Annotated in this window: 20 protein-coding genes; 6 read left to right on the forward strand and 14 right to left on the reverse strand. The window is 47.4% G+C overall.

Annotated elements, in window-relative coordinates; all coding sequences use genetic code 11:
* Nucleotides 1-39 precede the first annotated feature (39 nt).
* On the reverse strand, nucleotides 40-351 hold the full coding sequence (locus tag MHI45_RS07090; protein WP_076108955.1) for a hypothetical protein: 312 nt from the start codon (nucleotides 349-351) through the stop codon (nucleotides 40-42).
* A gap of 190 nt (nucleotides 352-541) precedes the next feature.
* On the opposite strand from MHI45_RS07090, the gene MHI45_RS07095 reads away from it, so the two are divergent.
* The gene (locus tag MHI45_RS07095; protein ID WP_076108954.1) at nucleotides 542-1,477 is read left to right on the forward strand and encodes an aldo/keto reductase; all 936 of its coding nucleotides are present in this window, start codon (nucleotides 542-544) and stop codon (nucleotides 1,475-1,477) included.
* A 104-nt stretch (nucleotides 1,478-1,581) separates the two neighbouring features.
* On the opposite strand, the gene MHI45_RS07100 is transcribed toward MHI45_RS07095, so the two are convergent.
* Entirely contained in the window at nucleotides 1,582-3,162 is a 1,581-nt protein-coding gene (locus tag MHI45_RS07100; RefSeq protein WP_076108953.1) for a sigma-70 family RNA polymerase sigma factor, read from the reverse strand.
* 201 nt (nucleotides 3,163-3,363) lie between these two features.
* Here MHI45_RS07100 and MHI45_RS07105 point away from each other — a divergent pair, with 201 nt between their 5' ends.
* Complete coding sequence (locus MHI45_RS07105; RefSeq protein ID WP_052092209.1) at nucleotides 3,364-3,795, forward strand: hypothetical protein; 432 nt, start codon at nucleotides 3,364-3,366, stop codon at nucleotides 3,793-3,795.
* 123 nt (nucleotides 3,796-3,918) lie between these two features.
* Here MHI45_RS07105 and MHI45_RS07110 read toward each other — a convergent pair whose 3' ends face one another.
* On the reverse strand, nucleotides 3,919-4,128 hold the full coding sequence (locus tag MHI45_RS07110; RefSeq protein WP_076108952.1) for a hypothetical protein: 210 nt from the start codon (nucleotides 4,126-4,128) through the stop codon (nucleotides 3,919-3,921).
* 191 nt (nucleotides 4,129-4,319) lie between these two features.
* On the opposite strand from MHI45_RS07110, the gene MHI45_RS07115 reads away from it, so the two are divergent.
* The 4 genes from MHI45_RS07115 (at nucleotide 4,320) to MHI45_RS07130 (ending at nucleotide 7,500) form a co-directional block, all read left to right on the forward strand.
* Complete coding sequence (locus MHI45_RS07115; protein WP_038594678.1) at nucleotides 4,320-4,649, forward strand: RNA polymerase sigma factor; 330 nt, start codon at nucleotides 4,320-4,322, stop codon at nucleotides 4,647-4,649.
* Nucleotides 4,601-4,822, forward strand: coding sequence for a hypothetical protein (locus tag MHI45_RS07120; protein WP_076108951.1), 222 nt, complete (start codon nucleotides 4,601-4,603; stop codon nucleotides 4,820-4,822). The genes MHI45_RS07115 and MHI45_RS07120 overlap by 49 nt, the downstream gene beginning before the upstream one ends.
* Nucleotides 4,823-5,064: 242 nt before the next feature.
* Nucleotides 5,065-6,732, forward strand: coding sequence for a ribonuclease J (locus MHI45_RS07125; protein ID WP_218642506.1), 1,668 nt, complete (start codon nucleotides 5,065-5,067; stop codon nucleotides 6,730-6,732).
* A gap of 135 nt (nucleotides 6,733-6,867) precedes the next feature.
* On the forward strand, nucleotides 6,868-7,500 hold the full coding sequence (locus tag MHI45_RS07130; RefSeq protein WP_076109012.1) for a LysE family transporter: 633 nt from the start codon (nucleotides 6,868-6,870) through the stop codon (nucleotides 7,498-7,500).
* Here the strand turns inward: MHI45_RS07130 and MHI45_RS07135 are convergent.
* The 11 genes from MHI45_RS07135 to ltrA (MHI45_RS07185) all read right to left on the reverse strand — a co-directional run bounded on the left by MHI45_RS07135 (nucleotide 7,497) and on the right by ltrA (MHI45_RS07185) (nucleotide 23,493).
* On the reverse strand, nucleotides 7,497-8,942 hold the full coding sequence (locus MHI45_RS07135) for an amino acid permease (protein ID WP_076108949.1): 1,446 nt from the start codon (nucleotides 8,940-8,942) through the stop codon (nucleotides 7,497-7,499). The two genes, MHI45_RS07130 and MHI45_RS07135, sit on opposite strands and share 4 nt — an antisense overlap.
* 139 nt (nucleotides 8,943-9,081) lie before the next feature.
* A complete protein-coding gene (locus tag MHI45_RS07140) occupies nucleotides 9,082-11,442 on the reverse strand; it encodes an ABC transporter permease (protein WP_076108948.1) in 2,361 nt (786 codons plus the stop codon).
* On the reverse strand, nucleotides 11,426-12,121 hold the full coding sequence (locus MHI45_RS07145) for an ABC transporter ATP-binding protein (protein ID WP_076108947.1): 696 nt from the start codon (nucleotides 12,119-12,121) through the stop codon (nucleotides 11,426-11,428). Before MHI45_RS07145 ends, MHI45_RS07140 begins: the two co-directional genes overlap by 17 nt.
* Before the next feature lie 64 nt (nucleotides 12,122-12,185).
* The gene (locus MHI45_RS07150; RefSeq protein WP_076108946.1) at nucleotides 12,186-13,415 is read right to left on the reverse strand and encodes a sensor histidine kinase; all 1,230 of its coding nucleotides are present in this window, start codon (nucleotides 13,413-13,415) and stop codon (nucleotides 12,186-12,188) included.
* A complete protein-coding gene (locus tag MHI45_RS07155; RefSeq protein ID WP_038594692.1) occupies nucleotides 13,412-14,113 on the reverse strand; it encodes a response regulator transcription factor in 702 nt (233 codons plus the stop codon). Before MHI45_RS07155 ends, MHI45_RS07150 begins: the two co-directional genes overlap by 4 nt.
* 361 nt (nucleotides 14,114-14,474) lie before the next feature.
* On the reverse strand, nucleotides 14,475-15,233 hold the full coding sequence (locus tag MHI45_RS07160; protein WP_076108945.1) for an ABC transporter ATP-binding protein: 759 nt from the start codon (nucleotides 15,231-15,233) through the stop codon (nucleotides 14,475-14,477).
* A gap of 4 nt (nucleotides 15,234-15,237) precedes the next feature.
* On the reverse strand, nucleotides 15,238-17,568 hold the full coding sequence (locus MHI45_RS07165; protein ID WP_076108944.1) for an ABC transporter permease: 2,331 nt from the start codon (nucleotides 17,566-17,568) through the stop codon (nucleotides 15,238-15,240).
* A gap of 2 nt (nucleotides 17,569-17,570) precedes the next feature.
* Nucleotides 17,571-18,713, reverse strand: a complete 1,143-nt coding sequence (locus MHI45_RS07170; RefSeq protein ID WP_076108943.1) for a HAMP domain-containing sensor histidine kinase — start codon at nucleotides 18,711-18,713, stop codon at nucleotides 17,571-17,573.
* Nucleotides 18,710-19,396 (reverse strand): response regulator transcription factor, encoded by a 687-nt coding sequence (locus tag MHI45_RS07175; protein ID WP_038594700.1) that lies wholly within the window; start codon nucleotides 19,394-19,396, stop codon nucleotides 18,710-18,712. The genes MHI45_RS07170 and MHI45_RS07175 overlap by 4 nt, the downstream gene beginning before the upstream one ends.
* An 877-nt stretch (nucleotides 19,397-20,273) precedes the next feature.
* Nucleotides 20,274-21,596: a group II intron reverse transcriptase/maturase gene (gene ltrA, locus MHI45_RS07180; protein WP_076108941.1), complete on the reverse strand. Its 1,323-nt coding sequence runs from the start codon at nucleotides 21,594-21,596 to the stop codon at nucleotides 20,274-20,276.
* Between the two features lie 604 nt (nucleotides 21,597-22,200).
* On the reverse strand, nucleotides 22,201-23,493 hold the full coding sequence (ltrA, locus tag MHI45_RS07185) for a group II intron reverse transcriptase/maturase (protein ID WP_076108940.1): 1,293 nt from the start codon (nucleotides 23,491-23,493) through the stop codon (nucleotides 22,201-22,203).
* Nucleotides 23,494-23,630: the final 137 nt, after the last annotated feature.

The raw sequence follows: 23,630 nt of genomic DNA on the forward strand, positions 1-23,630 counted from the left end.
ATAATAGGACGGATAACGGAGATTTCCTGTACCTTGGGACTAGTCATTTTGCAGCGTGCCGCCAAATATTTTGCGGATGTATCCCTGCATTTTGCCGATATGAGGCACAAAAGTGCTTTTGTCATACACATAATTAGCCTGGGTCACAAGCTGTGAATAAATCAGGAATAAAATGGCCGCCAGCTCCCTGTCAATCTGCCTTTCGTGCTCAATCAACACATAAACCTCTTCCAGAACGGCATACAGCCGCATAAATCCGGCCTCATTAATAATTTTTCTGCGTAAAGGTACAATGATATCGGTTGCAAGAGCGTCTATCTGCATAATGGTTGCACTCATCTTCCCGTCCATACACCAATCCCTCCTGCTGCAGTTGAATGGAGACAGCTCTTATACAATCCTATGTTTCATAGGCTCTTTGCATGCCTTAGGAAATATCTGTGTCCAGTATTGCAATATTCTAGTAATATAATATAATCTTCAGGAAATATGAGCAGCTAAGTATATGAACCATTGATCAATCCTATAGGGAGTGAATATGATGAACTCAAGAACTTATGGACGTACAGGTAAACCCGTATCCGAAATCGGCTTCGGCGGATGGCAGCTGGGCAACAGACAGGATTGGGAAGCCATGGAGGATGATGCGGCGGTGCGCCTGGTGCATGAAGCTTTGGAGAGAGGGATGAACTTTTTTGATACCGCTCCCAATTATGGACTTGGCAAAAGCGAAGAGCTGCTTGGGAAGGCTCTAGCCGGAAAACGCAGGAATGCCGTCATCAATACGAAATTCGGACATCAGGCGGACGGCAGCTCGAACTATGGCGCGGATCAAATCAGGGCCTCGGTTGAAGTCAGCTTGCAGCGGCTGCAAACTGACTATGTCGATTCCGTGCTGATCCATAATCCGCCTTTTGACATGCTGGATGGGAAACACGGACATTATGAGGAACTGGAGAAATTAAAAGCCGAGGGTAAAATCCTCACCTACGGCGTTTCTGTCGATTCCATCCCGGAAATGCTGGAAGTTATCGAGCATACGAACATCGGTGTGCTGGAAGTGATGTTTAATATCTTTTATCAGGAGACTGCCGAAGCGTTCAAGCGTGCCCAGGATAACAATATCGCCATTATTGTCAAGGTCCCACTCGACTCCGGCTGGCTGTCCGGCAAATATAACAGCCAGAGCAGCTTCGAAGGTGTGCGCAGCCGCTGGTCGCCGGAAGTGATCCGTAAGCGTGCAGCACTTCTGGAGCAAATCAAATTCATAACCAATGAAGAAACGACGATGACGATGGCCGCTCTGAGATTCATCCTGGCCTATCCTGAAGTCACAACCGTCATCCCCGGTGTACGGAACAGTGCCCAACTGATTGAGAATATATCGGCCAGCGCAGCAGCGATGCCTGAAGCTCACGTCAAGAAGCTTCAGGATCTCTGGATAACGGAGATTAGAGACCAGAAGCTGGGTTGGTAATCACAAAGAAGACCTTGAGGGCATCTCAGGTCTTCTTTGTCAATCTGCAAGCGGCTACAACTTTATAGGACTGGCCCGCGCCCATTTCTGCATCCCTGAGGAGCTTACAATTCAGACCGGACCAAACTGCCGGAGGAGCTGTCCCAGCGCCATGGAACGGTGTGACCCTCCAGATGCAGCCCGCCGTACCATTCGTCTAGGCCTTGAACCTCTACCCGGTCTGCTAACCCGTCAAGTATCCGCTCACCAAGCTCGGTGATGGCAACCCGGCGGCCCCAAAATTCCGCAATCTGCCGGAAATCCGTATTTCCCTCTGCTCCCTCTATAGTCAGCAGAGGCTGCCGGTTATACACCAGAGTGTGCAGATAACGGCCAAAATCAAGATCACCCATGCCGAGCCGGTGCAGCTTGTCGGAAACCAGAGGGAACAGTTCCATCGGTGTAAGCGCGCCATGGCGGACAGCCTGAAGCGTAGTCTCTTCTACGATGCCCAGGCCGTTATGAACCGAAGGAAGCCTTGAGAGATGGGCTTTGAATGCTTCATAGGCAAAGGGCAGCGCAGATGCCGAAAGTTCTCCCCTTCTCTCCTCCAGCAGAGCAGACATCGTTCCAGGATCGGGAGACGCATAGGCTCGCCAAAGATCGCTGCCCAGTTCCATTTCTTTGCGCCCGATGCCCTGCCAGGTTCCAGACAATGTTCCAAGCTGCGCCGGAGTCAGCTGGCCAAGACCGTGAAACAGCTCAATCCCCGGAAATTCACCAATGCAGAGCAGGCTCAGCTTCGTACTGCCAAGCTTCTGTCCCTTGAACCAGTGCAGCAGATAAGCAAGCATGCTCTGGTCGAACAGGTCATGCTCAAACCACAGTACTACTTCATCATAACGTTTGAATTCGCGAAGCTTCGCCTCCTGTGCCTCGCAGCCTGCTATATACTCTGTAGAAGGAATGCCTAATGTCTTCTCCAGAACCCCGGCCCGCTGTATCCGTTCACTGGAGCCTGCCGGGTTGACGAATATCGGACCCGCGGAATAGATTTCCCGCCAGACCAGCACCTCTCCCTGGACAATTCCCTGCTTCAGCATTTCACCCACACTGTCTCCGTTCACAATATGCAGCATATTTCTGCCTCCTTCATATAGATAGTTGAACATGGAGGCGAGATCGGCAACGGGAAGAGCTCCCTTCAGCTTGCGCCGCCCATCATACAGCCGCTTCTTTAGCGCCGAAACCGGAATCCCCAAATAATCAGAGATCTCCTGAAGGGAATAACCATAATAATAAAACAGCTGCATGGGCACCCGCAGCTTCGCAGACAACGCCGCAACCGTTCTCTGCAGCAGCTGTTCCCCTTCTCTGCGCTCGGCAATTTCCGCAACGCCCGGCGACTTTTCCGAGAGGTGCAGGGCATCATCAAGAGGCAGCAATATATGTCGTTTACTTCTCAGACTCCGCTGGCACTGCCTTACGACAATCGTCTTGAACCATCCCGGAAACGCAGCCGGCTCCTGTAGCTTTCCTAGATTCAAATACGCTTCAATATACGCTTCCTGCACAACATCTTCAGCAAGATGTACATCTTTCAGCATGTCGTAAGCTACAGCATAAGCCATACCGCGAAAATGCCGCATTAACTGCCCGAACGCCTCCGAATTCTCTTGTTGTGCCTCTTCAACCCATTGCCGCATCACTTTAGATCCTCTTTTCACATGTTCTTAACTATAGGTGCCATCTTCAGGAAGAAAGGTTACAACGATCTTGGTGCGGGGGCTAAAACAACCTCACTACTCACTTAATCTACTAAAAATGAGCATATTCATTAAGACAACCACACACTCCGAATTCAGCGCCACACATAAGATGATGTAGACCGAAGGGGGTGATTTGAAATGGTAAAAACTCTTTTGGATTATAATGCTACTGTAGTAACACCAATTACAGGAGGGATTTCTACATTGATCCCAATTTCTCCTGCGGGCGTGCAGATTGCAGGAGTAGCGGTGTTTATTGATCCCGCAAATCCTGCCCATTTTCCGAACAAGGTGGAATTGAAAGCTACCATTGGTATCGATGTTCCCAATCTCGGTGATTTCCCGAATATTCTGATCCGCATTTGGCGTGCAGGTGTTGAAATTTTCTATGCGCTGGCAGAATATGAAGAAGACTTTAACGATGATGGGATCATCAGCCTGCATATGGTGGATATCAATGTTCCTGCCGGAACACAAAATTATCAGCTGATTGTTGAAAATCAGGATAATAACTCCACAGCATTTGTTGTCGGTCCTGTTGTTTTTAGCGCGATGGCGATCGGTGGCTAATGGAATCCTCAATTTTCTAAATCATATTATACGCTAACCTATCATCAATGATTAGCAGGTTTACAGTTCAAGGCAAAAAGCTTCCTCTTGTGGGAAGCTTTTTGTGCTGAAGCGATACGCTTGTCAAACTTGCTTAGATTTAACACTTTTGAACTCTACCGCCTTTTCTGTGCCTTCCAGAGTTTGAATAGCCTGGGTGAGCTGATGAAGCGAAGCATCCAGTTTATCCAGCTTCTCTCCTACCGTTTCCAGTACATAACGAATCAGAATAAAGCAGAGTGTGACCGGAAAGCCCACATTAGTAATCAAGCTGACAACATCTGCAATGTCCATAAATCTCCCCTCCCTTCCTAAACCGACGTTTTAATTGAAGGGAAATTTCGGGCTTTGTTTTACAACCGATTCCATTAAATTGGAAAACGTGTATAATATATAGGAACACATGTTCCTTTTTTGGTTGTTATTTCCCTCTTAAAAGTTCCCTATATACATAAACGTTAAATAGTAGAAAGGGGAGTGTTGGTGTGCAGCAGAGTGAATATAACCGCTATAAAACCGAAATTTACCGTATTGGCTGGAGGCTGCAATATCGGGCAAAGAAGATCAAGCGACAAGAGAACAGCTACGATGACAAGCTTGCCGTCCCTTCATTCACAGAATCTTCAGATAACAAAATCGCTGCGGAACAGCTGATCAGTATGCTGTCCCCATACGAGCGATCCATTTTGCAAAAAATCTATTTGGAAGGTTTGACGGAAGCTGAAGTCGCTCGCCAACTCAACATCAGTCAACAGGGGGTGCACAAATGGAAAAGGAAGCTGATTCAGCGCCTATCCCAGATCGCGAATTTTTAAATTTGCTGAACGAGGTCAGAAACAAAGACCCTGAAGCCACGCTTCAACTGATTGAGCTGTACAAGCCGGTCATTCTCCGGCTAAGTCAATTTATACATTTGCCGGCGGAAGATGTGACCTCCGAAATTATTGTTGAGTTTCTGGAATTAATCCATAGCGAAAAGCAAGTTTAATACGCTTGGAATACGTTTACTAGATTATTCAACTGCACCATGCTCCTCACGAGCAGATTGCTGCAAGGAAGGCCGTATTACGATTCATTTGGATCCATTCAGACATAAAGTTGCGTTCTCCGTCATGTTAAGAGGAACGCAGCTTTATTTTTGTTCTGTGTTATCCTAACTCACCTGCCGAAAAGATGGATAGTTATTAAAGACTCTAAACATAATATAGAGGATTCTAATAAGGAGGGAATATAAAAATGTCAGATAAAAGGTTATCGATTGCAGCCTTAGGTGGTGTTCATGAAATTGGTAAGAACATGTATTTCCTGCAATACGCCGATGACATCCTTGTTATCGATTGCGGCTCTAAATTCCCGGATGAGAGTCTGCTTGGCATTGACCTTATCATTCCAGATGTTACTTATTTATTGAATAATGTCGACAAGTTAAGAGCACTGATTGTAACTCATGGGCATGAGGACCACATCGGAGGGATTCCCTACCTGCTCAAACAATTAAATATCCCCATCTATGCCTCCCGTCTGACACTGGGGTTAATTGAGAACAAGCTTAAGGAACATCGTCTGCTCCGCCAAACCAGCCTGCATTGCATTGATGCCGAGTCGAGCCTCACCTTCGGTTCCATTACGACAACCTTTTTTAGTACCAACCACAGCATTCCTGATTGTCTCGGGGTCGTCTTTGATACTCCTGAAGGAACGGTTGTCCATACGGGCGACTTCAAGTTCGATATGACGCCTGTCAATAAACAATATCCGGACATACATAAAATGGCCGACATCGGCAAAAACGGTGTTAAAATTCTGCTCTCCGAGAGTACGAATGCCGAACGCCCTGGATTCACGCCGTCTGAGCAGCTTGTAGGCGCCCATATGGAAGAAGCTTTTCAAAAAGCGGACCGCAGAATATTTGTCTCCACCTTCGCCTCCAATGTGCACCGTCTGCAGCAAATTGTAGATGCTTCTATCCTTACCGGACGTAAGCTCACCTTACTTGGCCGGAGTATGGTAAATGTGGTCTCCGTATCCCAGGAACTGGGTTATTTGAACATCCCGGACGGGATGCTGGTAGAACCTGCGGAAGCTGCGAAGCTTCCTCCAGAACAGATAGCAGTCCTTTGCACAGGTAGTCAAGGGGAGCCCATGGCAGCATTGTCCCGTTTGGCCAACTCCAGCCATAGGCTGATGGAAATTGGAGCCGGGGATACCGTTCTTCTCGCTGCCAATCCGATCCCGGGCAATGAACGTAATGTATCCAGGATTGTTGATAATCTGTATATGCTCGGCGCAAGGGTCATCTACGGATCAAAGAGTGAGCTTCATGTATCCGGGCATGGCAGCCAGGAGGAATTGAAGCTGATGCTTACCCTAATGAAACCTGAATACTTTATTCCGATTCATGGAGAATACCGCATGCTTCATCATCATAGCCTCTTGGCAGAAGCAGTCGGAGTTAAGGAGGACAACATATTTATCTTGAAAAACGGTGAAGTCGTTGAATCCCTGGAAGGGGTTGTCCGTCAATCGGGACGGGTTCCCGCCGGGCAAATATTTGTGGATGGCCTGGGAGTCGGCGACATCGGCAATGTGGTCTTGCGGGACCGCCGCCAATTGTCTGCGGATGGTGTGTTAATCACTGTCATTACCCTTAGCCAAACGGATGGCCGGATGCTGAGCGCCCCTGACACGATATCCCGAGGCTTCATTTATGTACGGAATTCAGACAATCTAATGGAAGAGATCAATCAGTTTATCGCAGCAACCCTGGAGAAAATGAGCAAAGGGGATCTGGGCCAATGGAATATTATGAAGCAGACGCTTAAAGATGCCTTGAGCAAATATCTGTACGACAAAACAAAACGCCGTCCGATGATTCTTCCGATCATTATTGAAGTGTAGTTATGATCACACAGTCATGTGAAAGCTTCAATAGTTCAGGATATAACGAAGGCCCGCGCTCTTTGCGGGCCTTCGTTTTGGTTGTCCTATAAACAACATTATAAGAATAAGCTAAATATAAAGGGGGAGGTCCTGATTAATGTATTTATAGGTTATATTTTTCTTGGGTTGTCACTTTCGGCTCCTATCGGCCCGATTAATGCCGCGCAGCTGGACAAGGGGATTCGCGGAGGCTTCTGGCACGCCTGGGTTGTCGGTCTAGGGGCGATCAGTGCAGATATCATTTATATGCTGCTGGTTTATTTTGGCGTTATCCATTTGCTTGAGGCTCCTTTTGTGAAAGCCTTCTTATGGTTATTCGGTTTCTTTGTTCTGGTCTATACAGGTGTGGAGAGCATCAAAAATGCAGGCGTAATCTCCGCAGCTGAAATGAGAGCAAGCGAAACTTCCCTGTCAAAGTCCTATCTTTCCGGGTTTCTGATGTCTTTATTTAATCCGCTCTCGATTCTGTTCTGGCTCGGGATTTACGGATCCATTCTTGCTAAAGCAGCCAATGAATATCCAATGCAGCAGTTATTAATGTACAGTGGAGCTATCGTAATGGGGATTCTTCTTTGGGATGTATCCATGGCCGCAGCCTCCAGCATCTTTCGCAGAGTGATGACCGCACGGGTCTTAAAGGGAATTTCCGTCTTGTCCGGCCTGTCGCTGGTTGGTTTTGGTTTTTATTTTGGCGTACAGGCTGTTCAGCTGCTGTTCTTCTACTAAAGTTTACTCTTCCGCAGCCTGATGCCTGTAATGCGAAACTTAGGATTGCTGCCTCGCATGGCTTCGTGTTCATTCGATAGTTTATCTTCATGAGCGTTGGCGCCAGCGGAACTGGCTGCTTGTTTCTTCTGAACCCGCTGGACGATCCAATCACTGAGCGCGATCAGCGATAGAATCAGCAGACTGATGTAGAAGCCTGGACGGCTGAGTGCATGAAACAGAGTCCCCGCTGCCGCTGCCCCGATCAGCAGCAACCCGATCCAGCGTTTTACCCCGCTTAACTTGCTTGGCTGTAGCAGCCTGCCTGACGATAACAGGATAAAAGCCCAATTGTACAAGATCATTAGCCCCGCAGCTGTCGTGATATATTCATACACCTTCCCCGGCAACCACAGCGCCATCACGATGGCACCAACTAAACCGGCAGCAATCAGACACAAGGCAAAGAACGGATACTTATCCTTCCATTTCTTTGCAAATAGCCGGGGAGCGTCCCCTTCCTGCGCAAGCGTGATCATCATCGAAGTTATCGCATAAAGCGAGGCAGTCATTGTGGAAAAACCGGCAATAATCAATACTCCGTTAAACAGATGAGGCACAAAAGCAAGATGATCACTGCTGAGCGCCAGCACAAAGGGACTTTCCTTCGGATTAAAGGCGCTTAAGGGAACCATCGTTACGGCAAGCCCAATAGACAAGACGTATACTGTAGTCAATGCCAGCAGCATCACCTTACCTGCTTTCGGTGCCTCTTCGGGTTTTTGGAGCCGGTTGGACATAATGCCGAGTACCTCAATGCCGCCATAGGCATAGAAAGCAAAAATAAAGGCCGACCATAAGCCTATCCCCCCGGCAGGAAACAATGCAGGATAACTGAGCGGGAGTTTAGGGGCATACTTCCCACCCCCTATCCAGCCTGCCAGAAGAGCAGCCGCAATCACCAGGAACATCAGAATTGCCGCTATCTTGATGACAGCCAGCACATTCTCCACCCGGTCAAACCCCTTATTGCCAAAGAAAACAATGCACAAGCTCACGACGCCAAACCCGGCTGCAAAAATCCACATCGGTACGGCCGGAAACCAGAAGCGTGAGAATATAGACAAAGCCGTCAATTGGCTCCCCATAATCAGCAGCTCCGAGAACCAATATACCCAGCCGCTGCCAAACCCGGCCCAGGTTCCGAACGCTTTTTTGGCATAGGATCGAAAAGAGCCCTGCTCCGGGTGTTCTGCCGTCATTTGAGACAAGGCATCAAAGACTACATAGGTTCCAACAGCTGCAAGGATGTAGGCAAACAGCACCGCTGGTCCGCCGATGGAGATCGCCAGACCCGAGCCCAAAAAATACCCTGTACCAATGGTGCCCGCAACTCCCAGCAAACTCAGCTGCCACCATTTCAATTTTTTGTCTTCTTTGGTATTACGGGAAGCTTGGTTCATGAATTTCGTCCTCATCACTTTGGGAATTAGAGAGTTCTCTCCATTCTCTAGATTCCCCTATGTGCTGAATTTCATGAACTCCATTTTTTATTCCGCTCAGCCCTTTGGCATAAAGCCAATAACCTCATTGCCTCCTTTATTATTGTGCACTGATGGTATCTACAATAGACATCTCGCGGATGCGTTTTACTGGGCCTCGTACAGCTAAGACAACGGAGAAAAGGACGATTGCTATTATGATGGAAATTTCTGCAAATGGAATACTCCATTGTTCACCCCAGTGAAAGGTTACCAGCCTTGCGTACAGAAACTTATTCAGCATTAACCCGACAACGCTGCCGCAGATACTTCCTGTGATTGCATAGGTTGAAGCCTCAGCAATAATCATTTTTATTAGCTGCCGATTACTTAGACCGATGGCACGAAATGCGCCATATTGTTTCATGCGAGACGAAACGCTCATTGCAAGACTGTTTACGATATTGAATATGGTAATCAAAGCAATCAAAGCCATAAACCCATAGATAAACAATCCAAAGGAGTAATAAGTGCCTATTACGCTGCGATTGCCTGAGCGTTCATCAGAGAAGATAACCTCTGTACCAACTAATTTATGAATTTCATCGATATCAGCTTCCGTCGCGTTCTTAGACAACTGCAAGTCTATAATCGTATAATCCGTTTGGCCGGTCAGCTGCCGAAAAGCGTTCTCAGAACAGATAATCGTTCCAACATCAGGGGCATTGTTAAAAGGACTGGAAGAAAGCGAGCCCACAATTTTTATATTCGCAGAATGATTTTCTGTGTGTAACGTCACCGTATCTCCAACTTTCACGGTATTCTGCTGTTCAAAAACAATCAGTCCGGTATTGTTCTCGTTTTGAACGGTATCCAAAGAACCCTCCAGCAAATAGTCCTTTGCCCACTCAAATTGGTTCTTTTCATAAGAAATCAGATCAACCTTTTTTTCTTCCCCGTTCACCGTAACTGGCACGTCATAGGCAAACATTCGTCCGTATGCTCGTTTGATCGCCGGATTTTTCTGGAATTTTTCTAACAAGGTGTTGCTGATCGAACCGGTATTGTCAGTGCTGATAATAGATAAATCCGGTGTCCACGGCTTCAACGGTGTAAGTGTATGGTGCATAAAGTCAATCGTGACTGAAAAGGCGAGAAAAAGAATGATACTCAGGGAAAAGGAACCTGCCATCAAAACAAAATTCTTTTTGCTTGCTTTTGCATGATGGAAACCAAGGGCGGTATCAATTTTAATAAATGTAGTATTAGCGGCTTTGCGCACAGGCTGTAAAGAATTTGCATTCCCTGATACAGCTGCTAACGGGGAAACGCTGGCTGCTCTTTTTGCTGGGGAACGAGCAGCCAGAAGAACCGTCAGGATGCCTACACAGATACCGGCCACGATACTTGGTAAGCTTATGCCAAAGGCTGGCATCTCGGCAAAATATTCCGGACTGAGAAAACGAAGTAAGGCGCACAAGATCCAAATGACAACGGCTCCTGTTGAAATGCCAAGCGGAATTGCGAATTTACACCAGCCGAGGGCTTCCTTGCGGACGAATCGCATCACCTGCTTTGGTGTCGCACCGATACAGCGCATCATTCCAAAAAATTCTGTACGCTGTGCGACATTGCTGTTGAGACTGCTTGCAATCATCATAATGCCTGCCAGTAAAACTAATAAAAACAAAACAGCAGCGGAGCTATAGATTTGCATCATAAAAGAATTCCCGCTTTGACCAAGTAAGCCCAGCAGTTTCGTGTTTTCCGAAACCTGTTCGTCTGAAAGTCCAAACTGAGACTTCATATCGGCAATCGTATTGCGTATATTGCTATGAGTAGAAAACTGCACACAAAAGACACTGTTATAATCGGCTGGTTTACCATTCGTGACTCCGGGATACAGGGAACGAAACGCCTTGGTAGTCAAGCTAACCGCATAGGAATCTTCTTTCATTGTTTTAGATGCATTTTTTATAAAGCCGGAGATCGTAAATCTATAACTTGCTCCATCAGGCGCATTGACTGAAATGGCATCTCCGATTTGCAATCCAAGCATCGTCTTTGCATTTTCTGTTATCATGGCCTCATTGTCCTTTTGGGGAAATGTTCCATCCTGAATTTCATCCGTTTGCATTTCTGTTACAAAGCTTTCTTCGCTTCCAAAAACGACCACGTTTTTTCCCGATACAGTATAGCCCTGATCTCCCCTGAAGTTGAGGACACCATACCAAGAATATGCAGTTACTTCCGGCCGTGCAGAAATTAGGTTTGCTTGTTCTTCGTTTATGTTTCGAACCATTACATGCCAATTACCGTCCTCTATACGGGCCTGCATAATTTGGCTGCGTATAAACATATCAGCCATACCGAAAATAGCTGTAACTAAAAACACCGCTAAAACAATGCAGAATACAGACATTCTGTTCTGCCTTTTATGGACTTTGGCTGAGATGGGAACAAGGTCAAGATAACTTTTCATTCTCTTTCCCTCCCAGATCCGTCAGCACACCATCTGAAACACGCAGTACACGGTCTACTGAATTAGTCAGATTATTGTTATGTGTAATCATTAGAATTGTTTGTTGGTAGTGGCGTGATGCCTTAACCAGTAAATCAATCACATCCTGACTGTTTTTGCTGTCCAGATTTCCGGTGGGTTCATCAGCAAGAATCAATTTAGGTCTTGTAATCAGCGCCCGCCCAATTGCAACACGCTGCTGCTGTCCGCCGGATAATTGGCTTGGCAAGTGATGACGGCGTTCTTTCAGTCCTAAAACTTCTAAAATCTCATTCACTGCCGATTGCTCCGGCTTGCGGTAATCCAGAAGAATCGGAAACATAATATTTTGCTCCACAGTCAATTCTGCAACAAGCTGAAAAGACTGAAACACAAAGCCGATATTGCGCCGCCTGAAAATGGTGCGCTGTTCCTCTTTCATCAAAAACAAATCTTTGCCATCCATATAGATATTTCCTGAGGTAGGAGTATCCAAGGCTCCGATACAATTTAACAATGTACTTTTACCTGATCCGGATTCACCGACTACAGCCGCAAACTCTCCCTGCTCCAATGTAAAGGAAACATCCTTTAAGGCATTCACCTGATTTTCACCTTTGCCGTAGGTTTTAGATATATGCTGTACTTTTAAAATTTCCATATTTCAAGTACCTCCTTTCCTGAAAAGAATAACAGGCTCACCTTACAATCGGGTGAATAACAGCTTACGATTCCGTAAGGAAAGAAAGGATAAAAGTAGTTCCCTCATGCAAAGTGCTTTGAACAGAGATAATGCCGCCCTGTCCCTCAACAATGGATTTTGTCAGTGACAGCCCTAATCCAACTCCCTGCGTGTCCAAAGATTTCTTACTGCGGTAAAAGCGCTTGAAGATATGATGTAAATCCTCCGGAGGAATTCCCGAACCATTATCGGATATCAATATGCGGAGCATGGCAGGGGTTCGGTTCCAAGAAATATGGATTTCTCCTCCAGAATCCGTATGATCCAAAGCGTTTTTCACGATATTCGCAATCGCTTCGCTCGTCCATTGCTTATCACAAATGATCGTTTCTTCCGAGGATTCGTCTATAATAATTTCTTTTCCCTCACTGGATGCCCGTGTTGTTAATTCACCGATAGCCTGTAAAACCAATTCTGATATACGACAGCTTTCCTTTTCAAAGACAATGCTGCCGGCGTCTAAGCGGGTAATTTTCAGCATGGCTTGAATAAGCTGTTGCATACGCCTTAGCGCCAACCCTGTCTTTTCAGAATACTCTATGACAGTTTTAATATGATCGGGTTCATCGGAAATGATTTCGTGATACATGGTAAGAGCGGCAAGTGGTGTTTTCAGCTGATGCGATATATCTGAAATTGTATTTTTCAAAAACTTTTTTGCTTTCTGCCCAGCTTCATTTTCCGACTGTAATCTCGTAGCAAGTTGGTCTAAAGAAGCAAAGAGACGGTAGAGCGTCCCCTCACTCATTTGAGGCATGCGGCAAGAAAAATCCCCCTCAGTAAAGCGGGTAATCACCTTTGCCGCTCGCTGATAAAGCTGCTCCCTTTTCCATAAGAAAATAAATGTCCCACCAAAAAGTAATATAGATAGAAACGCTCCTGCAGGCAGCATGAAATACCCTGATATCCGCTGAAACTCAGCAATAAAGGGTAAAAATCTTATAGAGGTATGTTCTGTTATACCAATACTAACAAGCAAAGCCGTTCCCTCTTGGCTACTGACGGTATTTGTAACTGCTTTGGCAATCACATCTTTCGAAATGCCCTGTTCTAAAAGAGAAGTTACAATTGCTTTATCATGTGATAAGAATAAATTCTGTATGGCCTTTTCCTGTACTGCGATTAATCCCATGCCGGAAAGAAAAATCAGCAAAGAAAAAGAAAAAAGAAAGATAATATAATATTTTATTTGGTTGTCACGAAAAAGGTTCATACAGATACCTCGTTCCATTGATAGCCGAATCCACGAATCGTTATTAAATGCTCAGGGTGAGATGGATCAACCTCAATTTTTTCACGAAGCCGCCGTACATAAACGGAAAGCGTATTATCGTCCACAAAGTCCCCTGAACTGTCCCATAGCTCATTCAAAATATTGTTGCGGGTTGTTACCCTGTTAGCATTTCTTATTAACAAGCATATCAGACGGTATTCTACACTTGTTAAATCCAGAGTTCTTCCTTTCAACTGAACACGGCTTCCCAAAAAATCGATTGAAACATCGCCACACTCGATAACAGCATGATTATTTTGGTTTAATACGCTGGTTCGACGCAATAAAGCCCGAATTCGGGAACATAATTCACCTAGCTTAAACGGCTTTGTTACATAATCATCCCCGCCACTGTCCAGACCCCGAATGACATTCACTTCTTCATCAGAGGCGGTTAGAAATATAATAGGAATCTGATTTCCTTGTTTCCGCACTTTTTCACAAATTTCAAAGCCTGTTCCGTCCGGTAAAGTTACATCAAAAATCAATAAATCATATGTATTGATCTTGGGCAGGAGGCTTATAGTTTCTTTTTTGGTACGGACGATATCAACTTCAAAGCCGTTACGTTTTAAAGAGTACTTCAATCCATCCACTAAGCTAATATCATCTTCTAAAAGTAAAATTTTATTATTCATTACTCCTCCTCCGGTGATTCTTCCCGATCAGTGTAAAACCCATGCACCCCAAAGTTGTACAGAAGTTGCATAACCGGTCTGCTGTTGACGGTGTAAACATAGCTTTTTACACCGAGTTTATCCAGTGTTGGAATTAAATTGGAGTTGAAAAACGCGCGAGAAACAGGCATGGCGACAGTTGTGGAAATGTTTGTCTTTCACAAACTCTACAACACTTTCTGCGGAGGCGCTAGTTTTATTGAGTGAATAAATCTTATTAGGAAAGGGGTAGCAGCTTATGGAAAAACATGAAGGCGGTTCATGCCGGACATGTCTGTCCTCTGAATTCGAATGTATGGCTATTTGCAGTTTTTAATCGCACCTAAATACCCACAGCCGCCATCCCAGCAAGTACCTTTTCCCCTCTCGCCTCCATATCCCTGCCGCTGAACTTTTGTAGCGGCAGTTCGGAAACGATATTCCCATCCTTCGTAAACAGAACCCTGTCAGCCCTGGCCGCGACTTTCGCGTCGTGGGTCACAAGCAATATGGCTGTGCCCTCTTTGTTGATGTCCACCAGCAGCCCCATGATTTCCTCCGCCGACTTTGAGTTGATCGCGCCGGTCGGCTCGTCGGCAAAGAGAATCTCCGGTGCATTCATCAGGGCGCGGCAGATACCGGCCCGCTGGAGCTGGCCGCCCGAAACCTCCGTGGTATCCCTGCTTTCAAGCCCGGCAATCCCTGTTTTCTTCATCAGGGCTTTCGCCTTTTGCGTGAGTTTCGCTATATCCCTTTTGCCCTCATGCGCGGCGGGGAGGATGATATTATCCAAAAGATTCAAGTTTTTCAGCATAGTGGGCTGCTGAAAGACAAAGCCCATTTTTGTCCGGCGAACATCCGCAAGCGCGTTTTCGCGGAGTTTAGATAGTTCGGTATCGCCAAATTTCACCGCCCCTCCTGTAATCTCGTCCATGCCACTGAGCGCGAACAGCAGTGTGGATTTCCCCGAACCCGACGGCCCCATCACGGCAACAAACTCGCCTTTTGCTATTTCCACGTTTACTCCGTTCAGCGCCTTTACCTGCTCCTTTCCCTTGCCAAAGGTTTTCACGATGTTTTTCCCTGTAATGATGTTATTCATATTGTTAAGCCTCCTTAATATGTTCGGAAATCTTTAATGACTGGATGCCGGAAACGCCCAGCATGGTGGCGGCGACAACGCAACCCGTAATCAGCAGAGGCGAAACGAGGTAGACAAACCACGGGTTTACCGCAAAATGGAAGGTTGTTGCGCCAAAGGAAGAAACGATTGCTACGCCGACAAGCTCTCCCAGCGTGTTCGCCAGAATCGTGCCGATGATTACGGCAAGTAGAAGCACAGTGATGGAGCGCGTAAGATACTGCCCGCGAATATCCGCACCGGTGAAGCCCATTGATTTCAGTATGGCGATAGGATAACGGTCTTTCGCCACCAGCATTTTCATAAACAGCACCGTGACCAGTAGTGTGAGCAGGACGGTTGCCCCGATAGCGACAGCGGAAGCCATTTTGATGGCGTCCCGTATAGAGCCGAGCATCTGCCCAATGCTTTCGTCGATACCGGTAACCTTGGCGAAAGGGAACTGTTCCCTGTACTGTGATATTGCCGCCTTTACACTCTGGCGGTCACGGAACGTGACCGCCAGACCGACGCTCAAAACATCTCCGTTATTTGCCTCAAAACTGGCTTGCGCCGTTCGGCCACCGTTGGTGACATCAGAGTAAATCCCACAGACCGTCAGGTGCTTTTCCGCGCCGTCAACGATTAAAATGATTTCATCCCCAACTGTTTTTTCAAGGTCTTTGGCATTGAGGACGGAGAGAGCGAGTTCCGATTCCGATTGCGGCGCACGGCCCTTGGAGTAGGTGATAGGAAAGGCGGAATAGTCACCAAATGCCACCCGCAGCTTCTCCATCGTTCCGTCGTCCGCTTTCCGGTCTAACATCATGCCGGTGAACAAAGCATACTTTTCAACATTCTTATCCTCCGCCAGCACATCAGCAACTTCCGCCGCCTTCCCCAGAACGTCCTCCACCTGTGTCCGCATCACCCCGATATTAACGTCGGAAATTCCCATGCCCATGTAGGTGATGAAGCTTTCCGCAGAAATGGTGCTGCTGATATTTTGCGGCACAATCATAATGAATGAGGAAATGACCAGCACCATCAGCATGGTGAGATACAGCTTTTTCCGGGAAAGAACATCCTTGATTCCAAGAAAGATATTCCGGGAAAAGAGCCTGTTATTACTCAGCCGGAAATTTCTGGCCGATCTCGATTTTTCCTGCGACGCGCCGAACCGCACCGCCTGCGCCGCAGATATTTTACGGAAGCGCCGCAACATGCCGTTCACATACAGCATGACAACCCCGCAGATTACCGTCGCCCCCAAAAGTCCGCAGAGCAAGCCGGGTAACGGGCTGCCGCTTTCGCCCATGTACAGGCGGATGTTTTGCATGAAAGGCGTTTGGAGCGGCAGGGAGGCCAGAAAGCCCAGCGCGCAGGCCGCCCCCGCGATAGCGCCGTATTTCGCAAGGTAGAGCTTTTTAATCTGCGATACCCGCATCCCAACGGCCTTCAGTACGCCTATTTCCTTATAATCCTCTTCGATTTTAGCCAGTAGCGTAAAGCGGATGCACAAAAACGCCACGATGATGACAAGGACGCCTATCAACACCAGCACGGCAATCATGATGCCGTCCGTAATGCCGTTTATCATCTTCACTTGAGTGTAAGTGATAGCGGGCGGACCGTTTGCCGGAAGCCCCGCATCGAGATAGGTTGCCTCGAAAGCCGGGAAGGAAACGTCCTCTGCCAGCCGGAACTCAATAAGGTTTTCTAACTGTCCGAACTCACGGACTCTTTCAAAATCCGCTTGACTCACAAGGAACCGCTTGGAGCTTACCATCGCCGCGTTCATGATAGAATCCCGTAAAAACCCCGCGACGGTAAAGGAAATGCCGTGGATTGTCACCGTATCGCCAAGTGCCGCGTTTCCTTCCTGCATGTAATAGATGGGGACATAGATTTCGCCGTCGGCGGGATGGATGACTTCACCGTTTAAGTTAAGCAGGAAGTCGAATTTCTCGCCCTGCACTGAAAGGCCGTTGTCCTGTATGCTTCCGGCAAGGGAATCGTCCCCGATGACAATGTCCGCGCCCTCGATGTTGAGGAACTCCAACACCTGATAATCCTCTACGTTGTCATTAACATCCGCGAAGCTCCGCAACTGTTCCAAATCTACGTCGCCTGTGTGCATCTGCATGAAATGAGGCGACTTTGCCGAAAGAAGCATATTGTCGATACCGCCGAACAGGTTTACTGTCAGCGATGCGGCCAAAGCGGTCAGCATGGCGGCAACGAGGATAAACGCCGTAATCGTCGCGGTAATCAGCTTACTTTTGCGTATATCGTTTTTGATAATTTTTTGATACATATTCATCCCTCCGTCTTTCTGTGTCCTGAAACTTTTGGAAATCTCAGGACAAACATCTTTGTATAAGGAGAGGGTGCGTCCAATACGAAAACCTCGCCGGAATGCTGTTCTATCACCTTTTTCACAATGGCAAGCCCAAGTCCTGTTCCACTGCTGGTACTTCTTGAATCACTGCCGGAAACAAAAGGCTCGAACAGATTCCCGGCGATGGCCTCCGGGATAGCCGCTCCGTTATCGGCAATTTGTAACTCAATACAGCCGGGTTCATCCGTCAGCCCCACGGACAATAGGCTGCCCACCGGGTTATGGCGGATTGCGTTTGTCAGCAGATTGCCAATAGCACGGTTGGTTTCCAACGAATCCGCCATGTAAAATACTGGTTTGTCCGGCAACCGCAGCTCCAATTTCATCTGCCTGCTTTCGATTTCACCAAACAAAGTGGCGCAAGATACGCGAAGCAGCTCTACAAGGTCAACCTTCGCAAAATTCATCCGGTATTGCGGCGTACCCAGCTTGGAATAGGAAAGCAACTGGTCAATCAATTGGTTCATCTGCCCGGATTTCGCTTTAATCGCCAGATGGTATTCCCGCTGTTTGTCCGGCTCCTCCACCATACCGCTTGCCAAGGCTTGCGCGTATCCGGAAATCGTTGTCATGGGGGTTTTCAAGTCATGGGCAATGTGCGAGAAAAGCCGCATCCTCTCATTTTCCATTGTCATTCGCTTTTCTTCGGAGTCTTTCAGCTTTCGTGCCATAAAATTGAAAGCATCCCGCATTTCCCCAAATTCCGTTTCTGTTTCAAAGTCCAGCGTAGTGTCTAAATGACCGGCCGTAACCTCCTTGAAACCTTCTTCCATTTTCTGTACAGGCTCCATGATTTTCCTGTTGATTCCGCGCCCAAAAAGGACAATCCCAATAAAATATATCGCAACTGTGATAAGATTCCAGATAACTGAAAGCGTGATTTGAAGGGTTTCCGTCCCCTCGGCCAGAGGGGAAGACGCCAGTTCCGAGAAGTTCATCCCGTTATTCAATGTAAACAGACTGAATAAAAACTCCAATACCAGAAGCGTCAGTGCAATTCCGATGGTATAGCCTATGAATCTGCGCATGATGACACTTTTGAAACTACGCTTTTTCTTCATGTACGCACCTCCAGACGATACCCTAATCCCCGGACGGTTCCGATGGATACCGCACCGTCACCAGGAAGTTTGCCGCGCAGCTTGCTGATGGCGACCATCACCGTATTGTCGTCCACGATGGCTGCCTCCTGCCATGCAGCTTCATAAATCTGCTGTTTGGTGTATACGCGTCCGGGACTTTGCATAAACAGCTTCATCATGTTAAATTCCGTGGCGGTAAGAGGGATTGTCCCGCTGCCAAAGCTAAGTGTGCAAGCGGAAACATCCATACACAGTTCGCCTGCCGTCAGTAAAGCCGCTTCGGAATCCGCCGCACCTCCGTCATAGCGTCGTAATTGAGCTTTGATTCGGGCTGTGACCTCCAAAGGGTCAAAAGGCTTTGTAACATAATCGTCCGCACCAAGGTCAAGCCCCAATATTTTCTCATGATTTTCCGTTTTAGCGCTCACGATAATAATGGGAAGATTGCTGCGTTCTCTCAAACCTTTGATAAGCTGATAGCCGTCAAGCTCCGGCATCATAATGTCGATGACAGCCAAATCAATCCGTGCGGACGCAGCCTGTTTAAGCGCCTCCAATCCATTTTCAGCCTGTATCACGGAATAGCCGTCCTTTTCTATATACAACCGCAGAAGCTCACGAATTTCCTTCTCGTCATCTACAATCAGAATAGTTTTGTTCATGGTTTCACCTCTCTTCTTGCTCATCATACCTTCGGGCCGTAAGTTCATTATAGTTGTCCTACCTTTCAGTTAAACATGGTTAACCTTAACATTACCTTAACATTGCTCCTGCAATCCGGCTGTCAATGCTGAGCATTGTGCCGGGAACGAAAATACAGCAACTTTGTGGGGCGAGGCATTGGAGCATAAGTTCCTGCGCATCTACTACGCCGTGTTATGGAACACCTGAATAAGCTGGACTCAGAAGCATAACCACATTTTATTTTGAATAATTCACACGGCGGCGCAAAAAAAATTTATTCGTTCCATTCTGTTCAAAAGCCATGAAATGGCTGCGGAAATCCGGGGACAAAGGCGACCGCTACCGCTTTTCCACAATCAGTCCGTCCACTCCGCTGTTTAAACGGAAATTGTTTCGACAATCTTAAAAAACAGCAAAAAATCGCCCTTTTAGTAAAATGGAGGTACCACCCAACCATCTCAAAAAGGAGCGATTTCTTTGTACATTCAATATACCATGGATCAACTTTGCTTACCAATGGACTTAAAGAAGACGATCCCCCTCAAAGTATATAAGGAAACCTTAGAGAGTGGATATGAAGTTCGGCAGCCAATGACCAAAAACAAAGAGCAGCGACTCTCCAGTAACGGGAGAAGCGCGGCTCTGTTGTTTTTTACGGTCATTTTTAATCACAGAACTGTCCCATTCGCCGGAAACTCCACTTATGGGACAGCCCCTAAAACATATAAATTCTCTAGAGTAAAGGGCTGGGTTCAAAACCAGCCCCTCCGGGTAGAAGGGCCACCCAACTGGTGACCCGAACCCCCACAGAACCCGGCGTGCGGATTTCCCGCACCGGGCTCTTCAGAACTGGTTTTACAGCATCGCGTATGTCTTCAACCGTTGATATGGGATGAAGATTTTCGGTCGCATCAGTGGAAACAATGAACGTAGTCGCTGGTATTCCTTCCAAGTCACGTAGCTCTTCCGGCTTCGTCTACTGAGTACCTTCCGCCAATAGGTGACGGCTGTGGCGTACACTTTACTCAGACACCTCATGTTGCCTGCCATTCCATAGTAAGCGTAATGTCCTTGCAACATTTGGTTAATCTTCTTTGCCTGTACCTCCAGCGGTTCATGCTGCATTCTTCTCATGGTTTCCTGCACGTTTCCCATACTTCGCTTCAGTCGCTTCTTCTCTGTCTTTCTGCCCACCATGAAATTCCCTTGCCGGTTTCGCGTACAGTAATGCGTAAACCCTAGAAAGTAGAGCGTATCCGGCTTCTTCTTCCCTTTTCTTTGGCTATGTTTGCTCGCAAATCTCCCAAACTCGATTAATCTGGTTTTGCTCGGTTCCAACTCCAGCTTGAACTTATGAAGCCGATTTACCAGCGCTTCCTGAAAACGGATGGCGTCGCTTCGGTATTGAAAACATACGATAAAGTCGTCGATATACCGAATTAGATAGGCTTCGCCTCTAAGCCGCGGCTTAACTGCCTTCTCAAACCATAAGTCCAGCACATAGTGCAGGTACACATTGCTTAAAAGCACACTAATGGAGCCGCCCTGCGGCGTACCTTCTTCACTGGCGTGGACTTTCCCGTCTTCCAATACGCCAACTTTGAGCCAGCGCTGGATCAGCCGGAGGATTCGCGGATCACCCATGCGATGTTCCACAAATTTCATCATCCACTCATGATCCAGGCTGCCGAAGAAATTCTTTAAATCGGCTTCGAATACCCAACCCACCTTTTCTCCGGCTATGATCTCATTCAGTGTTGCTAACGCGTTGTGCTGCCCTCTGCCCGGTCTGCCTCCAAATGAACAATTTAGAAAATCTTGCTCATAGATAGCGGTTAGTATCTCTGCTGTGCACCGTTGTAAAGCTCGGTCTGCCACGGCCGGGACACCTAACGGACGTTTCTCCTTCTTTCCAGGCTTCGGTATCCAGACTCTTCTTACGGCTGGCGGTTGGTAGCCTTTCCGGTGTATGGACGTGAGCATTTCTTCTGCCCACACCTCGAAGCTTTTCACAGCCTCGTCTCGGGTAACCCCATCCACACCGGGAGCCGTTCGTCTGGGAATATGCTGCAGACAGTCTTGTAGCCGTTCTTTAGAGATGTGGTGGGTAAGCGAAGTGAACTGAAGTTTCGTATCTTCTCGTGCTTTTGCTGCTATTCTTTCCAATCCTGTTGTCATGGCTAGGTTCTTCCTTCCGTTGTATGAAGGCCTGTGTCCTCCCGTTGTATGGAGCCCATGTTGCCTTAGAAAGATTCCATTTCTGCTGACCGCTTCCCCATGTAGCAGGCTCTCCCTGCCTCGGAGTACTATCCGTCAGTAAGACTTCCGGCAAGTCTTTGAGCCTCCCTTGCTTTGTAGGCTTGTTCGGCTCTACCAAAAAAAAAATTGGAACTGCCGGATCTCCCTTGTTCCCAAGAAACCCTTGGACAGCATGCTGTAGGTACGAACCCCGGAAGCCCCGGTCACCCTCTTGCCCTATCGATGATGCCGGTTCTGCCTTCTCCACAGAGAAATAGGATCGGCTGCTTCAACCACGTTTGATTTCGGGGCTAATTATCCTCTTCACTTGATTCCGGCCTACTGTCTCCCTGTCTACGCTTCGCCGTACATGTTACCATGCACCACGCAAGACTCGGTACAGGACTGCTGGCTAGGCTTTGTCCTGATCACCATTTCAGGCGATACGTGTTTCTTGAACTTGCAAGGCGCAATCCTCATCAAACCGTACGTGAGGTTTTCCCTCATACGGCTTTCCGATGTTCGTCATTCATGGGCATGCAGGTTACAACAGCGTTTTTAGTCCATATTGCATGGCTAAGTATTTGACCTCCGACCGTGATCCCCTCCATCTTCTGCGTTGTCTTTTCTTGGCGTACCACCGGTTTAATCGCTGCAAAGTATACCAATCCAACTTGGCTAACCTCTTTTGACTGTAGTTCGTGTAGTAATAGTTTCTCCATCCTTGAATCTTTGGATTGAGCCATTCTACATGTTCCGCGAACGATCTCGAACGCATGCTGGGTGGTGACAGTCTTTCCTTGACTACCCCTCGAATACGCTCCTCCGCCTTTTTCGTTAGCCACTGCTGCGTGGTGGTGTACACCTTGCCTTGGGAGGTTTCTGCTTTGGTTTTCCGGTGATGCATCCCTAAGAAGTCGAATCCTTCGTCTCCTGTCCACAGTCCTACAATGCGGGTTTTGGTCGGGTGTAGGGTCAACTCCAGACGCTCCATAATTTTACGTATAAGTTCATACGCATGGTCGGCGTCCTTCTTGGTTTTGCAGACCACCACAAGATCATCTGCATACCTCGTGAGTTCACCTATTCCGCTCCCGTGTTTCTCCCACAGTCGGTCGAAATAGTTCAGATAGATATTCGCCAAAAGCGGTGAAATGACTCCACCCTGCGGTGTTCCTAAATCGGAACGCCTTACGGTTCCTTCTTCCATGACTCCCGCCTGAAGCCACTTCCGTATTAACTTCAGGGTCCGCCTGTCATTGATACGCATCTGTACTAATTTCATAAGCTTCTCTTGATTAATATTGTCGAAATAGCCTTGGATATCCACATCGACTACCCAATTTCCTTTGCGGTTGCAGGCTTTCCGGATTCGTTCCAGCGCTCCTTTTGCACTTCGCTTCGGGCGAAATCCGAAGGATACTTCCTCAAAATCCGCTTCAAAGATGGGTTCAATCACGAGTTTCGTTGCCATCTGTAGGACTCGGTCGCGCACGGTGGGTATGCCCAGCGGCCTTGGCTTCCCATCCTTCTTCGGGATATAGTGTCGCCGTACGGGCTGCGGGTGGTAGGTGCCTTCTTTCAATTCTCGCTCACAGTCCTTGAGGAATCTCGTTTCTCCTTGTTCCTCGATATCTGCTAGCGTCACGGCATCTACTCCTGCGGCTCCCTTGTTGGCTTTTACTCGTTTCCACGCTTCACACAGGATGTCCCACCGGTAGACTTTGTCATATAGTGCATGGAATTTACGCTTGTTGTTCTCCTTGGCCGCATGACCTAGCTTTTCTTGGAGTTCTTGAACTTTTTCCTTGGGTGTCGTTAGCCGTTTGGCATTCACTCACTCGTACCTCCTCCAAAAGCATAAACAAAGCAGGGCTCCTTCCCTCCCTAAGGTTATGTTGTCCTTAGGTTCTTCGGTACTATGAGCCCCTCGGACTCCCTTCCTGCAGACGATTCACTTCGTCTTTTGGACTT

The organism is Paenibacillus sp. FSL H3-0321, from assembly GCF_038002865.1.
In the GTDB taxonomy this organism is placed as follows: Bacteria; Bacillota; Bacilli; order Paenibacillales; family Paenibacillaceae; genus Paenibacillus_AQ.

Bases quoted from the DNA above. Each gene is read 5' to 3' on its own strand.
- MHI45_RS07090 (WP_076108955.1), bottom strand. From the start codon at position 351: ATGGACGGGAAGATGAGTGCAACCATTATGCAGATAGACGCTCTTGCA.
- MHI45_RS07095 (WP_076108954.1), top strand. From the start codon at position 542: ATGAACTCAAGAACTTATGGACGTACAGGTAAACCCGTATCCGAAATC.
- MHI45_RS07100 (WP_076108953.1), bottom strand. From the start codon at position 3,162: ATGCGGCAATGGGTTGAAGAGGCACAACAAGAGAATTCGGAGGCGTTC.
- MHI45_RS07105 (WP_052092209.1), top strand. From the start codon at position 3,364: ATGGTAAAAACTCTTTTGGATTATAATGCTACTGTAGTAACACCAATT.
- MHI45_RS07110 (WP_076108952.1), bottom strand. From the start codon at position 4,128: ATGGACATTGCAGATGTTGTCAGCTTGATTACTAATGTGGGCTTTCCG.
- MHI45_RS07120 (WP_076108951.1), top strand. From the start codon at position 4,601: ATGGAAAAGGAAGCTGATTCAGCGCCTATCCCAGATCGCGAATTTTTA.
- MHI45_RS07135 (WP_076108949.1), bottom strand. From the start codon at position 8,942: ATGAACCAAGCTTCCCGTAATACCAAAGAAGACAAAAAATTGAAATGG.
- MHI45_RS07140 (WP_076108948.1), bottom strand. From the start codon at position 11,442: ATGAAAAGTTATCTTGACCTTGTTCCCATCTCAGCCAAAGTCCATAAA.
- MHI45_RS07145 (WP_076108947.1), bottom strand. From the start codon at position 12,121: ATGGAAATTTTAAAAGTACAGCATATATCTAAAACCTACGGCAAAGGT.
- MHI45_RS07150 (WP_076108946.1), bottom strand. From the start codon at position 13,415: ATGAACCTTTTTCGTGACAACCAAATAAAATATTATATTATCTTTCTT.
- MHI45_RS07155 (WP_038594692.1), bottom strand. From the start codon at position 14,113: ATGAATAATAAAATTTTACTTTTAGAAGATGATATTAGCTTAGTGGAT.
- MHI45_RS07160 (WP_076108945.1), bottom strand. From the start codon at position 15,233: ATGAATAACATCATTACAGGGAAAAACATCGTGAAAACCTTTGGCAAG.
- MHI45_RS07165 (WP_076108944.1), bottom strand. From the start codon at position 17,568: ATGTATCAAAAAATTATCAAAAACGATATACGCAAAAGTAAGCTGATT.
- MHI45_RS07170 (WP_076108943.1), bottom strand. From the start codon at position 18,713: ATGAAGAAAAAGCGTAGTTTCAAAAGTGTCATCATGCGCAGATTCATA.
- MHI45_RS07175 (WP_038594700.1), bottom strand. From the start codon at position 19,396: ATGAACAAAACTATTCTGATTGTAGATGACGAGAAGGAAATTCGTGAG.
- ltrA (WP_076108941.1), bottom strand. From the start codon at position 21,596: ATGACAACAGGATTGGAAAGAATAGCAGCAAAAGCACGAGAAGATACG.